Annotated in this window: 12 protein-coding genes and 1 pseudogene; 2 read left to right on the top strand and 11 right to left on the bottom strand. The window is 66.4% G+C overall.

From position 1 onward, the window contains the following. Positions 1–7 precede the first annotated feature (7 nt). The 5 genes and pseudogenes from ASD79_RS11715 to ASD79_RS11695 form a co-directional block, all read right to left on the bottom strand. Positions 8–1,306: a pyruvate dehydrogenase complex dihydrolipoamide acetyltransferase gene (locus ASD79_RS11715; protein ID WP_056721784.1), complete on the bottom strand. Its 1,299-nt coding sequence runs from the start codon at positions 1,304–1,306 to the stop codon at positions 8–10. 12 nt (positions 1,307–1,318) lie between these two features. Beyond that, positions 1,319–1,402 (bottom strand): annotated as a pseudogene (locus tag ASD79_RS25105) (aldehyde-activating protein); the annotation flags it as partial. A 409-nt stretch (positions 1,403–1,811) separates the two neighbouring features. Further along, entirely contained in the window at positions 1,812–3,158 is a 1,347-nt protein-coding gene (locus tag ASD79_RS11705; RefSeq protein WP_255356979.1) for a pyruvate dehydrogenase complex E1 component subunit beta, read from the bottom strand. Positions 3,159–3,160: 2 nt separating this feature from the next. Then, complete coding sequence (pdhA, locus tag ASD79_RS11700) at positions 3,161–4,192, bottom strand: pyruvate dehydrogenase (acetyl-transferring) E1 component subunit alpha (protein ID WP_056721780.1); 1,032 nt, start codon at positions 4,190–4,192, stop codon at positions 3,161–3,163. 162 nt (positions 4,193–4,354) lie between these two features. Beyond that, the gene (locus ASD79_RS11695; protein ID WP_007671115.1) at positions 4,355–4,651 is read right to left on the bottom strand and encodes a septum formation initiator family protein; all 297 of its coding nucleotides are present in this window, start codon (positions 4,649–4,651) and stop codon (positions 4,355–4,357) included. Between the two features lie 419 nt (positions 4,652–5,070). Between ASD79_RS11695 and ASD79_RS11690 the strand changes: the two genes are divergently transcribed. After that, positions 5,071–5,658 (top strand): hypothetical protein, encoded by a 588-nt coding sequence (locus ASD79_RS11690; protein WP_056721778.1) that lies wholly within the window; start codon positions 5,071–5,073, stop codon positions 5,656–5,658. Between the two features lie 87 nt (positions 5,659–5,745). Here the strand turns inward: ASD79_RS11690 and ASD79_RS11685 are convergent, their stop codons facing one another. The 6 genes from ASD79_RS11685 to secG all read right to left on the bottom strand — a co-directional run bounded on the left by ASD79_RS11685 (position 5,746) and on the right by secG (position 11,439). Further along, positions 5,746–6,087 carry a hypothetical protein gene (locus ASD79_RS11685; RefSeq protein WP_082584897.1) on the bottom strand — a complete coding sequence of 114 codons (342 nt, stop codon included), beginning with the start codon at positions 6,085–6,087 and terminating at the stop codon, positions 5,746–5,748. A 176-nt stretch (positions 6,088–6,263) separates the two neighbouring features. Then, positions 6,264–7,544 (bottom strand): phosphopyruvate hydratase, encoded by a 1,281-nt coding sequence (gene eno / locus ASD79_RS11680; RefSeq protein ID WP_056721774.1) that lies wholly within the window; start codon positions 7,542–7,544, stop codon positions 6,264–6,266. 100 nt (positions 7,545–7,644) lie between these two features. Continuing rightward, entirely contained in the window at positions 7,645–8,667 is a 1,023-nt protein-coding gene (locus tag ASD79_RS11675) for a retroviral-like aspartic protease family protein (RefSeq protein ID WP_056721771.1), read from the bottom strand. Between the two features lie 185 nt (positions 8,668–8,852). Then, complete coding sequence (gene rpmF, locus ASD79_RS11670) at positions 8,853–9,035, bottom strand: 50S ribosomal protein L32 (RefSeq protein WP_007671126.1); 183 nt, start codon at positions 9,033–9,035, stop codon at positions 8,853–8,855. A gap of 116 nt (positions 9,036–9,151) precedes the next feature. Continuing rightward, on the bottom strand, positions 9,152–10,804 hold the full coding sequence (locus ASD79_RS11665) for a CTP synthase (RefSeq protein ID WP_056721769.1): 1,653 nt from the start codon (positions 10,802–10,804) through the stop codon (positions 9,152–9,154). A 77-nt stretch (positions 10,805–10,881) separates the two neighbouring features. Further along, the gene (gene secG / locus ASD79_RS11660; RefSeq protein WP_056721767.1) at positions 10,882–11,439 is read right to left on the bottom strand and encodes a preprotein translocase subunit SecG; all 558 of its coding nucleotides are present in this window, start codon (positions 11,437–11,439) and stop codon (positions 10,882–10,884) included. A 141-nt stretch (positions 11,440–11,580) separates the two neighbouring features. Between secG and ASD79_RS11655 the strand changes: the two genes are divergently transcribed. After that, entirely contained in the window at positions 11,581–12,099 is a 519-nt protein-coding gene (locus tag ASD79_RS11655; RefSeq protein ID WP_056721764.1) for a GNAT family N-acetyltransferase, read from the top strand. Positions 12,100–12,359: the final 260 nt, after the last annotated feature.

Below are 12,359 nucleotides of genomic sequence, written 5' to 3'. Positions count from 1 at the left end.
TTTCGGATTAAACCAGCAGGGTCAGAGGCTCTTCGATCAGCGGCTTGAAGGCGGCCAGGAACTTGGCCCCGATCGCGCCGTCGACCACGCGGTGGTCGCAGGTCAGGGTGATGGTCATCACCGTGGCCACGGCCAGCTCGCCGTTCTTGACGACCGGACGCTGCTCGCCGGCCCCGACGCTCATGATCGCGCCCTGCGGCTCGTTGATGATCGAGGCGAAGGCCTTGATGCCGAACATGCCCAGGTTGGAGACCGAGAAGGTGCCGCCCTGGAACTCTTCGGGCTTCAGCTTCTTGGTCTTGGCGCGGGCCGCCAGGTCCTTCACCTCGGCCGAGATCTGGGCCAGGCCCTTGGTTTCGGCGGCCCGGACGATCGGGGTGATCAGGCCGCCGTCGATGGCCACGGCCACGGCGATGTCGGCGTGCTTGTGCATCGCGATGCCCTCGGGCGTGTAGGAGGCGTTGGCCTCCGGCACGCGCTTGAGGGCCACGGCCACGGCCTTGATGATGATGTCATTGACCGACACCTTCACGCCCTGGCCTTCCAGCAGGTGGTTGATCTTGGCGCGGGCGGCCAGCAGGGCGTCGATCTCCAGATCGATCGTCAGCGGGAAGTGCGGCACGTCACGGAAGCTGTCGGTCAGGCGGCGGGCAATGGTCTTGCGCATGCCGTCCAGCGGGACGAGGTCGTAGGAGCCGGCGGGAATGCCCATCTGCTCCAGCGACAGCACTTTGCGGGGCTCGGCGGCGGCGGCCGGAGCCGACGCGCCGGCGGCGGGCGCGGCCTTCGACGTGGCGACGCCGCCCTTGCCGGCCGCTTCGACGTCAGCCTTGACCACCCGGCCGTGCGGACCCGAACCAGGAATGGCCTTCAGGTCCAGACCAGCGGCCGAGGCCAGGCGGCGGGCCAGCGGCGATGCGAGCACGCGGTCGCCAGTCGGGGCGGCGGCGGCCGCCGGAGCGGGAGCGGCGGTGGGAGCCGGAGCAGCAGCGGCCTTGGGCGCTTCGGCGGCGGGGGCGGCCTTGGCGGGCGCATCCTTTGAAGGAGGGGGCGCGGGGCTTTCGCCTTCGCCGGCCAGCTTGGCGATCAGGGCGTTGACCTTGACGTTCTCGGTTCCGGCCTCGACCAGGATGGCCTCGATCACGCCTTCATCGACGGCTTCCACTTCCATGGTCGCCTTGTCGGTCTCGATCTCGGCGATCACGTCGCCGGCCTTGACGGTGTCGCCCACCTTGACGTGCCACTTGGCGAGGGTCCCCTCCTCCATGGTGGGCGACAGGGCGGGCATCAGGATGTCGATCGACATTGAGCTTCTTCCTCAAGCGTTCGGGACGGCTTCGACCAAAGTGGTCGGCGTCCAGCGAGCCTTGCGACGGGCAAGGCGTTGTTCGTCCGTTTCGTCTTCATAGTCCAGCGGCTCGCCATCGCGACCGTCGAACCCCGGCAAATTCGTTCCCACGACATTGAGGGTGGCGTAGGCTTGGCCCTCGTCCTCGATCATCGCGGCGACATAGCAGGCGCATTCCTGGCAAATCAGGAAATCCGCCGTCTGTCGACTGAACCGATAGCGCCGCAGCACACCCGGCGCGGCGGTGATGTGCAACCACCCCGCCGGATCGCTGGTGTACCGCGCTCCGTGCCGACGGCAGAACCCGCATTGGCAGACCCGCAAGGGCAGCTCGCCCACCGGCTTGCCGGGATCGAGCTGCACGTGCACCGCGCCGCAGTAGCAGGAGCCGTTGAGGGTCTGGGTCATGGACGCCTCCCTGCCCGCTCACACAGGCCAGGGCCTAGGCGAGCGGGCCGAGCGATCAACGGTAGCAGACCGTCTTGGCCGCCTTGACGATCTTGGCGACCGACGGCAGCGACAGGGCTTCCAGGTTGGCCGCATACGGCAGCGGCACGTCTTCCTGGTGGACCCGCAGCGGCGGGGCGTCCAGGTAGTCGAAGCCGAATTCGGTGATGCGGGCGACGATCTCGGCGCCGACGCCCATCGGGCCCCAGCCTTCCTCGACGGTCACGAGGCGGTTGGTCTTCTTGACGCTTTCCAGGATGGTGGCGTGGTCCATCGGACGGATCGTGCGCAGGTCGACGACCTCGGCCTCGATGCCTTCCTTGGCCAGCTCTTCCGCGGCTTGGAGGGCGAAACCGACCATCCGCGAATAGGTGGCGATGGTCACGTCGTTACCCGGGCGACGGACCTTGGCCTTGCCGATCGGCACGACCCAATCCTCGACGTCGGGGATGTCGAACTCGTGGCCGTACATCATCTCATGTTCGAGGAAGACGATCGGGTTCGGGTCGCGGATCGCGGCCTTCATCAGGCCCTTGGCGTCGGCCGCGTCGTAGGGCGCGATGACCTTCAGGCCGGGGACGTTGCCGTACCAGGCCGCGTAATCCTGGCTGTGCTGGGCGCCAACCCGGCTGGCCGCGCCGTTGGGACCGCGGAACACGATCGACGACTTGATCTGGCCGCCCGACATGTACAGCGTCTTGGCGGCCGAGTTGATGATCTGGTCGATCGCCTGCATGGCGAAGTTCCAGGTCATGAACTCTACGATCGGCTTCAGACCGGCCATCGCCGCGCCGACGCCGAGGCCGGCGAAGCCATGCTCGGTGATCGGGGTGTCGATGACACGCTTGTCGCCGAACTCCTGCAGCAGGTCGCGCGAGACCTTGTAGGCGCCCTGGTACTGGGCGACTTCCTCGCCCATCAGGAACACCTTGTCGTCGCGGCGCATCTCTTCGGCCATGGCGTCGCGCAGGGCGTCGCGCACGGTGATCTTCTTCATCGGCGTGCCGGCCGGGATTTCCGGATCGGCGAAGGTCGAGGCGGCGGAGATCGGAGCCGGAGCGGCCGCGACGGCCGGAGCCTGGACGACCGGTTCGGCGGCCGGAGCCGGCGCTGACGGCGCGGCGCTGTCTTCACCCGACAGGCGGGCGATCGGCGTGTTGACCTTGACGTTCTCGGAGCCGGCGGCGATCAGCAGGGCTTCGATGACACCTTCATCGACGGCCTCGACTTCCATCGTCGCCTTGTCGGTCTCGATCTCGGCGATCACGTCGCCGGCCTTGACGGTATCGCCCTCCTTCACCAGCCATTTGGCCAGGGTGCCCTCTTCCATGGTCGGAGAGAGGGCGGGCATGAGGATGTCCACGCTCACTGGGCGGCCTCCAGGTATACGTCGGTGTAGAGTTCGGAGGGATCCGGCTCGGGGCTGGTGCGGGCGAATTCGGCGGCTTCGGCGACAATCCGCTTCACCTCGGCGTCGATGCCCTTCAGGTCGTCCTCGGTGACGCCGATGGCGGCCAGGCGTTCCTTCAGGTGATCGATCGGGTCGCGCGTCTGCTTGACGTTGTCCACCTCGTCCTTGGTGCGGTACTTGGCCGGGTCGGACATCGAGTGGCCGCGATAGCGATAGGTCTTCATCTCGAGGATGAACGGGCCCTGGCCGCTACGGGCGTGTTCGGCGGCGCGGGCGCCGGCCTCGGCGACGGCCGTCACGTCCATGCCGTCGACTTCCTCGCCCGGGATCCGGAACGAGACACCGCGCTTGTGGAAGGCGGTTTCCGACGCCGAACGCTCGACGCTGGTGCCCATGGCGTACTGGTTGTTCTCGATCACGTACACGACCGGCAACTTCCACAGCTGGGCCATGTTGAAGCTCTCGTAGACTTGGCCCTGGTTGGCCGCGCCGTCGCCGAAATAGGCGAAGGCTACGTTGCCGTTGCCGCGATAATGGTTGTTCAGCGCCAGGCCGGTGCCGAGCGACACCTGGGCGCCGACGATGCCGTGACCACCGTAGAAACCGGTCTCGATGTCGAACATGTGCATCGACCCGCCCTTGCCGTGCGAGGAACCACCCGCGCGGCCGGTCAGCTCGGCCATGACTTCCTTCGGATCCATGCCGGCGGCCAGCATATGGCCGTGGTCACGGTAGCCGGTGATGATCTGATCGCCCTTGACCTTGATCGACTGCATGCCGACGGCGATGGCTTCCTGGCCGATGTAGAGATGGCAGAAGCCGCCGATCAGGCCCATGCCGTACAGCTGGCCGGCGCGCTCCTCGAAGCGGCGGATCAGCAGCATGTCCTGGTAGAATTTCAGAAGCTCGTCCTTGCCGACGAAGGCGTTGACACCGGTGGCGTCAGCCTTCACCGCGGGGGCTTCACCCTTGCGCGTACGCGCCATTCAACTCTCCCTGGCCAATCTTCATCGCGGCCCTACTCCTGGACGCCCACCGGCCGAATGAACCTCGGTTCCGCGTAGATGGGGGTCCGTTGTCAAACCCGAAACGGAACAGGATCGCCTGGCCCGCCGGCAGGTCCGCAAGTTCCGGATCCAACCAGCGCCTCAGCGCTGGGTGCGGATCACATAGTCCTTGGGGTCGGCATATCCCAGGAGCGAACGCGCGCGTTCTTCCAGGAGGTCCGCCGACAAACTGCCGCTGCGTAATAGACGAGCGCGGGCCTCCAGGTCCATCCTTTCGGCGCGGATCTTCTTCAACTCCAGCGTCTTGGCGGCAAGATCTGCGTTGCGTTGCGACGTCGATAACAGCCCGCGTTCGCCCGTCAGGGCGTGAAACACGAAGTAGGTGATCAGCAGAAGCAGCGCCGCGGTCGGCAGGAAGGGTTGCAGTCGGGCGAACATCAGTGATTCCCAGGAGGGGAAGTTTACCCTGCCCGATCATGCTTAACGCCTTACTAAACGGGCGGTTCGCGAGGATCGGGACAAGATGTCGAAAGCAGTTCCCTAACGCTTTCATTTGAGATGGTTTCAGCGGCATCTAGATACCGCGTCGCAGCATCTAAACGGCCGTTTCGCGGCGATTTTCGCGGCGATGCGGCGCCTGATGTTTTTCGCGTTTAGAAAAATTGTTGTCGAACCCTGGCGCCGGGCGCCTCCAAACTGGACGATTGGCGCGAAGACCGGCAGAATCGCGATGGCCGGAAACGAAAAAGGCGGCCGAAACGCCGCCTTCCCTCCCTCTCACGGCCCGCCCTGGAGCTTGGCCAGACAATTGCCATGGTCGCGCGGCACGACTACCGCATAGGTCGAGGAGAAACCCCATGCACGATCGTCGAGGCCTGATCCTATCACTCGCCGCCCTGGCGGCCGGCGGCGGCGCCTTGGCCAAGTCGCCCGAACCCGACAGCGGGATCGTCAAGGGGCGCAAGGGCGGTCCGAACATGATCAAGGGCGATCCGCCCAAGCTGGACTTCGGCGGCGGCCTGATCATTCCCATGAACGCCTCGATCTTCCGCACCCTGTGGGAAGGCGAGGATCGCTGGATCACCTATGGCCGCGCCTTGTCGCAACAGAAGGTTCGCGCCATGGGCCAGGCCGAAACCGCCGCGATCGGCTCGATGAAGCTGATGCTGTTGACCCAGGCCTTCGCGCCGGAGCGGCTGGAGCGGTTCGAGACCTGCGGCTGGCGGCTGAAGTCCGGCGACACCAAGGATCTGGTCCTGGGCGATATCGATCTGCCCGGCCGTCCCGTGATGCCGACCACGGACGAGGTGTCTGGCCAGGGCGCCGTCGCCGACGGCGCCTCGGTGGGCGAGCCGACCTATCGCGCGCTCACCGGCTACATGGTGATGAAGAAGGACGCGCCGCTCGACTACGTCCGCAAACACGCTCAACTGACGCAAGGCTAGGGCATTTTCGAGCGAAGCGGATACCGGCTCGCGTGATGAAAACCCGTAAAAAGCCAAGACTTCTAAAGGCCAAATCCAGGGATTTCTTCAATTTCCCTGCGCGTAGATCGTGATGAATTCGATGCGCGGTTCTGTACCGCAGCCGGAGGTGTTCCCCGGCGTGTAGTAGATCTCCACCTCGCGGCCCGTGGTCAGGGCCGTCAGCGTCACCGACAGCACCCCGTCCTCCGTGCCCGTCTGTAGGATCCGGAACGACATCGGGGCGTCGGTGTCCTTGCGCTTGAGCACCACCGTGCGGCAGGAGGGGGAGATGTGGCCCTGGGTCTGGACGATCGTGCCGCGAACGGCCTCCGCCCAGGCCGACGGCGCCCACAACAGTGCTCCGACGCAAGACAGCGTTGCCAAACGGCGAAGGGCGGCGATCTTCATCGTGCGGATCCTCTAGAACGGGACACGCCCAGGGCGAGCGCGCGCCAAGCTTTGCCAGAGTCGACCGCCGGCCGCACGCTCTTTCACAACCCCTGGTCAGGATCTTCGCGCGCTATCGTCCCGAGCGCCGGAGCCGCACGACATCAGCGGCTCTGGCGTTCGGGACGATCGGCCGGTCAGCGTCCCTTGAGGACCGCGCGGCCGGCGTAGATCGCCTGATCGTCGAGGGCTTCCTCGATACGCAGCAGTTGGTTGTACTTGGCCAGCCGGTCCGAGCGGGCCAGCGAGCCGGTCTTGATCTGACCGCAGTTCAGGGCCACCGCCAGGTCGGCGATGGTCGAGTCCTCGGTCTCGCCCGAGCGGTGGCTCATGACGCTGGTATAGGCGGCGCGGTGGGCCAGATCGACGGCGTCGATGGTCTCCGACAGCGTGCCGATCTGGTTGACCTTGATGAGGATCGAGTTGGCCAGGCCCTTGTCCAGGCCGATCTGCAGGCGCTTGGGGTTGGTGACGAACAGGTCGTCGCCGACCAGTTGCACCTTCTTGCCGAGCTTGTCGGTCAGCAGCTTCCAGCCCTCGAAGTCGTCTTCCGACATGCCGTCCTCGATCGAGAGGATCGGGAACTTGTCGGCCAGGCCGGCCAGGTAGTCGACCATCTGCGACGGGTCCAGGCTCTTGCCCTCGCCTTCCAGCTCGTACTTGCCGTTCTTGAAGAACTCGGTGGCGGCGACATCCAGGCCCAGGACGAAGTCGTCCCCAGCCTTATAGCCCGCCGCTTCACCGGCTTTGACGATGAAGGCCAGGGCGTCTTCGGCCGACCCGATATTGGGCGCGAAGCCGCCCTCGTCGCCGACGTTGGTGTTGTGGCCGGCGTCTTTCAGGGCCTTCTTCAGGCCGTGGAAGATCTCGGCGCCCATGCGCAGGGCCTCGGCGAAGGTGGGCGCGCCCGTCGGCAGGATCATGAATTCCTGGATGTCGATCGGATTGTCGGCGTGGGCGCCGCCGTTGATGATGTTCATCATCGGCACGGGCAGAACGCGGGCGCTGACGCCGCCGACATATTTGTAGAGCGGCAGGCCAGCCGACTCGGCGGCGGCCTTCGCCGTGGCCAGCGACACGCCGAGGATGGCGTTGGCGCCCAGGCGGCTCTTGTTGGGCGTGCCGTCGAGGGCGATCATCAGGTTGTCGATGCGGCGCTGATCCTCGGCGTCGACGCCCGACAAGGCGTCGAACAGTTCGCCATTGACCGCGTCCACCGCCGCCCGGACGCCCTTGCCGCCGTAACGGCCCTTGTCGCCGTCGCGCTTTTCGACCGCCTCGTGGGCGCCGGTCGAGGCGCCCGACGGCACCGCGGCGCGGCCGAAGGCTCCGTCCTCGAGGACGACGTCGACCTCGACCGTCGGATTGCCGCGGCTATCGAGGATTTCGCGGGCGATGATGTCGACGATCTCGGTCATGGGAGCTCCCTTTCAAAAGGCGCTTCCCCTTAGCGGCGCGGGCCAGCCACCGCAACCGGCGCGGCCGTCATCACACGAACGAACGTGCGTTCTGCTGGGATCAGGCCTGGAGGACGGGCGGCGTAAAGCCCTTGCCCAGGCGGAACTTCACCCGCTCGGCCCCGAAATCCAGCTCGACCCGGGCGAACATCTTCAGCACGTCGACGCCCAGCAGCACGGCCGGCCGGCTGGTGAGGTCCCAGACGTCGAAGATGTGCAGGTCGGCCAGGATCAGCGGCAGGTTGGTCATCCGCACCTCGCCCAGCTCCACCGAGCGGACGATCCTGATTTCACCCAGCGTCGCCTCGCCCGCCGCGCCGATCATCCGGATGGCCATGCTCGGCTCCGGCTTGCGGCGCACCCGCAGCTTGATGGCCTCGGCCAGCGCCATGTTGCCGATGCTGGCGCCCGAGCCGGAGTCGATGAACGCCACGCAGCGCACGCCGCTGACCCGGGCGTTGACGATCGCCAACCGGCCGAACCGCGCGTCGGCCAGCACCGAGACCTCGCGCGCGCCCCGAAGGACCGAGCCGAACTCGTTGCTGCGGCGGACCTCCAGCCGGCGGCGACGGAAGTCCATGACCACGCTGCGGCCGTCCAGGATATCGACGCCCAACAGGCCGTCCGCCCCCAGCCGATCGGCCGCCAGGACGGGCAACTGCGCGTCCTTCAGCTTCGATTCGCCGGCCGTCATCAGGGCGACCTTGACCGTGGGCGTGATGGCCGAGCCGCCGACGCCGTGCAGCAGGACATCGGGCCCAGGCTCCAGGCCGAGGCGCGCGGCCAGCGGCGCCGACAGCGCGCTGCGGTCGGCTCCCGAATCGACGACGAAGTTGAAGGGCCCCTGGCCGTTGATCAGCACCTCGACCGTCATGCGGTCGGCCTCGTCCAGGGCGGTGTCGAGAAAGAGGGTTGGCGGCGCGTCCGGCGTGGGAGGGGGCGCGCCAGGCGAATCTGCCACGGGGGGCGGCGTCTGGAGCGGCGGTATCCCCAAGGGGATCGGGGGCGTCGTGGATCGAGCCCAGGCCTGCTCGGCCATCAGCGACAATCCCAGTCCCGCCGTGATGTTTCGGCGTGTGAGCATGGGCGGTTCTCCCTGCTGTCAAGATAACATGGTTTTTCGAACGCGATGTCGAAATCCATGTCGCTGGACGCACAGGAGAAGCGGTTCGTCGCGGGAAGCGGAAAAGCGAAAAGGCGGCGGTCCGGGGACCGCCGCCTTTCAAGCTTCATCACATCGTCCCGCCGGGGCGGGAGGATGCGTGAGGACTAGTCTTCCTTCGGCGTCAGGATCTGCTTGCCGTTGTACAGACCGGTCTTCAGGTCGACGTGGTGCGGGCGACGCAGTTCGCCCGAGTCCTTGTCTTCCACGAAGGAGTTGGCGCCCAGGGCGTGATGCGACCGGCGCATGTTCCGGCGAGAAGGCGAAGTTTTTCTTTTGGGAACGGCCATCGAAGTGACTCTGCTCGCTGAGCTTGAAAACTGGAGACGGCGACTCGGGGAACACCCAGGCCGCCGTGTGAGGGCGCGCTTATGCCTGAAACTCCCCGAGGATGCAACCGGGCTTGTTAGACGAGTCTGCCCTGCTCTTTCGCCGCCGCGATGAAGCTGGCGAACAGCGGATGCGGGGCGAACGGGCGGCTCTTCAGTTCCGGGTGGAACTGCACGCCGATGAACCACGGATGGTCCTCGCGTTCGACGATCTCGGGCAGCACGCCGTCGGGCGAGCGACCGGTCAGCTTCAGGCCGGACTCCTCCATCCGGTGCGCGTAGCCGATATTGACCTCGTAGCGGTGCCTGTGGCGCTCGCTGATGGCCGTGTCGCCATAGATCGAGGCCACCTTGCTGCCGGGCGTCAGAACGGCGTCGAAGGCCCCCAGGCGCATGGTGCCGCCCAGGTCGTCGCCGGTGCGGCGCTGGACGGTCTCGTTGCCCTTGATCCACTCGGTCATGATGCCGACCACGGGACGCTCGGTGGGGCCGAACTCGCTGGACGAGGCGTCCTTGATGCCGGCCACGTTGCGCAGGGTCTCGATGACCGCCATCTGCATGCCGAAGCAGATGCCGAAATAGGGCACCTTGCGTTCGCGGGCGAACTGGGCGGCCCGAATCTTTCCTTCCGCCCCCCGCTCGCCGAAGCCGCCGGGCACCATGATGGCGTGGGCGTTCTCCAGGCGGGCCGCGGCCGCGCCGGGGTCGCCCTCGAAGGTCTCGCTCTCGACCCAGTCCAGGTTGACCTTGACCTTGTTGGCCAGGCCGCCGTGGTGCAGGGCCTCGATCAGCGATTTATAGGCGTCCTTCAGGACGGTGTATTTGCCGACCACGGCGATGGTCACTTCGCCATCGGGATGGTTGACGGTCTGGTCGATCGCTTCCCAGCGCGACAGGTCGGGCTTGGGCGCGTCGCCCATGCCGAACACGTCCAGCACCTCGGCGTCCAGGCCTTCCTTGTGGTAGTCGATCGGCACCGCATAGATCGAGGCGCTGTCCATCGCCTGGATGACGGCGCTGGGCCGCACGTTGCAGAACTGGGCGATCTTGCGCTTTTCCTCGACCGGGATGTCCTGTTCGCAGCGGCACAGCAGGATGTCCGGCTGAATGCCGATCGAGCGCAGTTCCTTGACCGAGTGCTGGGTCGGCTTGGTCTTCATTTCGCCGGCCGTCTTGATGAACGGCAGCAGGGTCAGGTGCACATAGCAGCTCTGGCCGCGCGGCAGGTCCTGGCGCAGCTGGCGGATGGCCTCGAAGAACGGCAGGCCCTCGATGTCGCCGACCGTGCCGCCGATCTCGACCAGCACGAAGTCGACGGCCTTCTCGCCGGTCTCGTCGAGCGCCGGCGACAGGACGAAGTCCTTGATCTCGTTGGTGACGTGCGGAATCACCTGGACGGTCGCGCCCAGATAGTCGCCGCGACGCTCCTTCTCGATGATCGTCTTGTAGATCTGGCCGGTGGTGATGTTGTCGGCCTTGGTGGCCGACACCCCGGTGAAGCGCTCGTAGTGGCCAAGATCCAGATCGGTCTCGGCCCCGTCGTCGGTGACGAACACCTCGCCGTGCTGATACGGGCTCATCGTGCCAGGATCGACGTTGAGATAGGGGTCGAGCTTACGAAGGCGGACCTTGTAGCCACGAGCCTGAAGGAGCGCTCCGAGCGCTGCGGAGGCGAGGCCTTTTCCCAATGAGGAAACCACGCCGCCGGTGATGAAAATGTACCGGGTCATGGGCGATCAGATTAGCCGCGATTCGGGGTCAGCGGCGAAAAGACCGCCGTTCATCAACAGTAAAATGCGGCCGACCCCTATTGGGCCGGCTTTTCCGAGGTCGCCGGCGGGGTGTTGATCACTGGAACCGGAGCGGCCGCGGGGGCCTTGACGACCGGCTGGGCCGGAACCTTGGCGACCGTGGTGGTCGGCTTGGGGACCGAGACGGTCGGGGTCGGGGCGCTGATGCGCGGCGTCGGCGCCTCGATCGTGGCCGGGGCGGCCGTTGACGGGGCTTGCGACGGCGTGGCCGCGGCCGGAGCCTGGACCGCGCCCGGCGCGGTCGGCAGCGGCAGGGCCGGCGCGTTCAGGGTCTTGGTGTCCAGGCCGTCGAGCTTCAGGCGATCGACGACCGAACCGCCGCCGCCCATCCGGCCGGTGAGGATCGTCAGGGTCAGGCTGATCAGCAGGAAGACCGAAAACAGGATCCAGGTCGTGCGGGTCAGGAGATCACCGGCGCCGCGCGCGGTCATGAAACCGCCGCCACCGCCGCCGCCCATGCCCAGGGCGCCGCCCTCGGAGCGTTGCAGCAGCACCACGATGATCAAGGCGACGCAAACGATGATGTTGATGGCCAGCAGAACGCCGATGAGCATGTGTAATTCGATCTCGATCCGGGCGACGGAGGATTCCACCGCGAAAAACGAAGCGGCCCCTCTATCACTTGCGACGGGGCCGCGCCATAGCTGGGGATCAACCCGCTCCACTCAAGTCCGTCCGCAGGTCCTTTCGCGCGCATGATCCTCGAGACCGAACGCCTTACCCTGACGCCGATGACGGTTGACGACGCCCCCCTGGTCTATCCGTTCATGAGCGACCCGGAGGTGATGGCCCATTGGGACCGTGACGCCATCGAGGATCCCGACGAGGTCGCCGCCACGGTCGCCGCCCAGGTGGCCGAGATGGCGCGACGCGAAGCGCTGTATTGGTCCATCCGCGAGACCGCCTCCGACCGGTTCCTGGGCTATTGCGAACTGGTCGACCTGGACTGGCGTCATCATCGCGGCGAACTGGGCTTCATCATCGCCCGCGAAGGCTGGGGCCAGGGCTACGCCACCGAGTCCGCCGCCGCCCTGCTGGCCCACTGCGCCTCGCCCCTGGGCCTCAAGCGGATGATCGCCCGCACCCATGTCGGCGACATCCGCTCGGAGAAGGTGCTGATGAAGCTGGGCTTCGAGCAGGAAGGCTATCTGAAGGGTCATGTCGACCGGGACGGCGAACGGCGCGATTGCCGGCTGTTCGGGTTGTTGTTCTAAGGCTTGAACGGCAGGCACGGCTTCTCGACCTCGGGCTTTCGCTGGCGAGTGAGTGGGGAAGCGCGGAGCGGCCGGGCCAAGCCCGGATGACCGTGAGTTTGTGTGTGCGTTTCGGCTAGACCTGACCGCTCCGCGGAACCGTTGTTCTCGAGGGACGTCGACTGAGGGCTTGTTTCATCCCGATCGACGTTTCCCCTCGGACGGGCAGGATCAAAGCCGCCCGGAAGGGGCCGTCGGCGACTCCGACTGATCCTGGAACA

This window comes from Caulobacter sp. Root655 (assembly GCF_001427665.1).
In the GTDB taxonomy this organism is placed as follows: Bacteria; Pseudomonadota; Alphaproteobacteria; order Caulobacterales; family Caulobacteraceae; genus Caulobacter.
The sequence above is the reverse complement of the archived record's forward strand: the minus strand, read 5'-3'. Positions and strand labels throughout refer to the sequence as shown.

What these genes read in the sequence shown, in the direction of transcription:
- ASD79_RS11715 (WP_056721784.1), bottom strand. Translation starts at nt 1,306, where the DNA reads ATGTCGATCGACATCCTGATGCCCGCCCTGTCGCCCACCATGGAGGAG.
- pdhA (WP_056721780.1), bottom strand. Translation starts at nt 4,192, where the DNA reads ATGGCGCGTACGCGCAAGGGTGAAGCCCCCGCGGTGAAGGCTGACGCC.
- ASD79_RS11695 (WP_007671115.1), bottom strand. Translation starts at nt 4,651, where the DNA reads ATGTTCGCCCGACTGCAACCCTTCCTGCCGACCGCGGCGCTGCTTCTG.
- ASD79_RS11690 (WP_056721778.1), top strand. Translation starts at nt 5,071, where the DNA reads ATGCACGATCGTCGAGGCCTGATCCTATCACTCGCCGCCCTGGCGGCC.
- ASD79_RS11685 (WP_082584897.1), bottom strand. Translation starts at nt 6,087, where the DNA reads ATGAAGATCGCCGCCCTTCGCCGTTTGGCAACGCTGTCTTGCGTCGGA.
- eno (WP_056721774.1), bottom strand. Translation starts at nt 7,544, where the DNA reads ATGACCGAGATCGTCGACATCATCGCCCGCGAAATCCTCGATAGCCGC.
- ASD79_RS11675 (WP_056721771.1), bottom strand. Translation starts at nt 8,667, where the DNA reads ATGCTCACACGCCGAAACATCACGGCGGGACTGGGATTGTCGCTGATG.
- rpmF (WP_007671126.1), bottom strand. Translation starts at nt 9,035, where the DNA reads ATGGCCGTTCCCAAAAGAAAAACTTCGCCTTCTCGCCGGAACATGCGC.
- ASD79_RS11665 (WP_056721769.1), bottom strand. Translation starts at nt 10,804, where the DNA reads ATGACCCGGTACATTTTCATCACCGGCGGCGTGGTTTCCTCATTGGGA.
- secG (WP_056721767.1), bottom strand. Translation starts at nt 11,439, where the DNA reads ATGCTCATCGGCGTTCTGCTGGCCATCAACATCATCGTTTGCGTCGCC.
- ASD79_RS11655 (WP_056721764.1), top strand. Translation starts at nt 11,581, where the DNA reads ATGATCCTCGAGACCGAACGCCTTACCCTGACGCCGATGACGGTTGAC.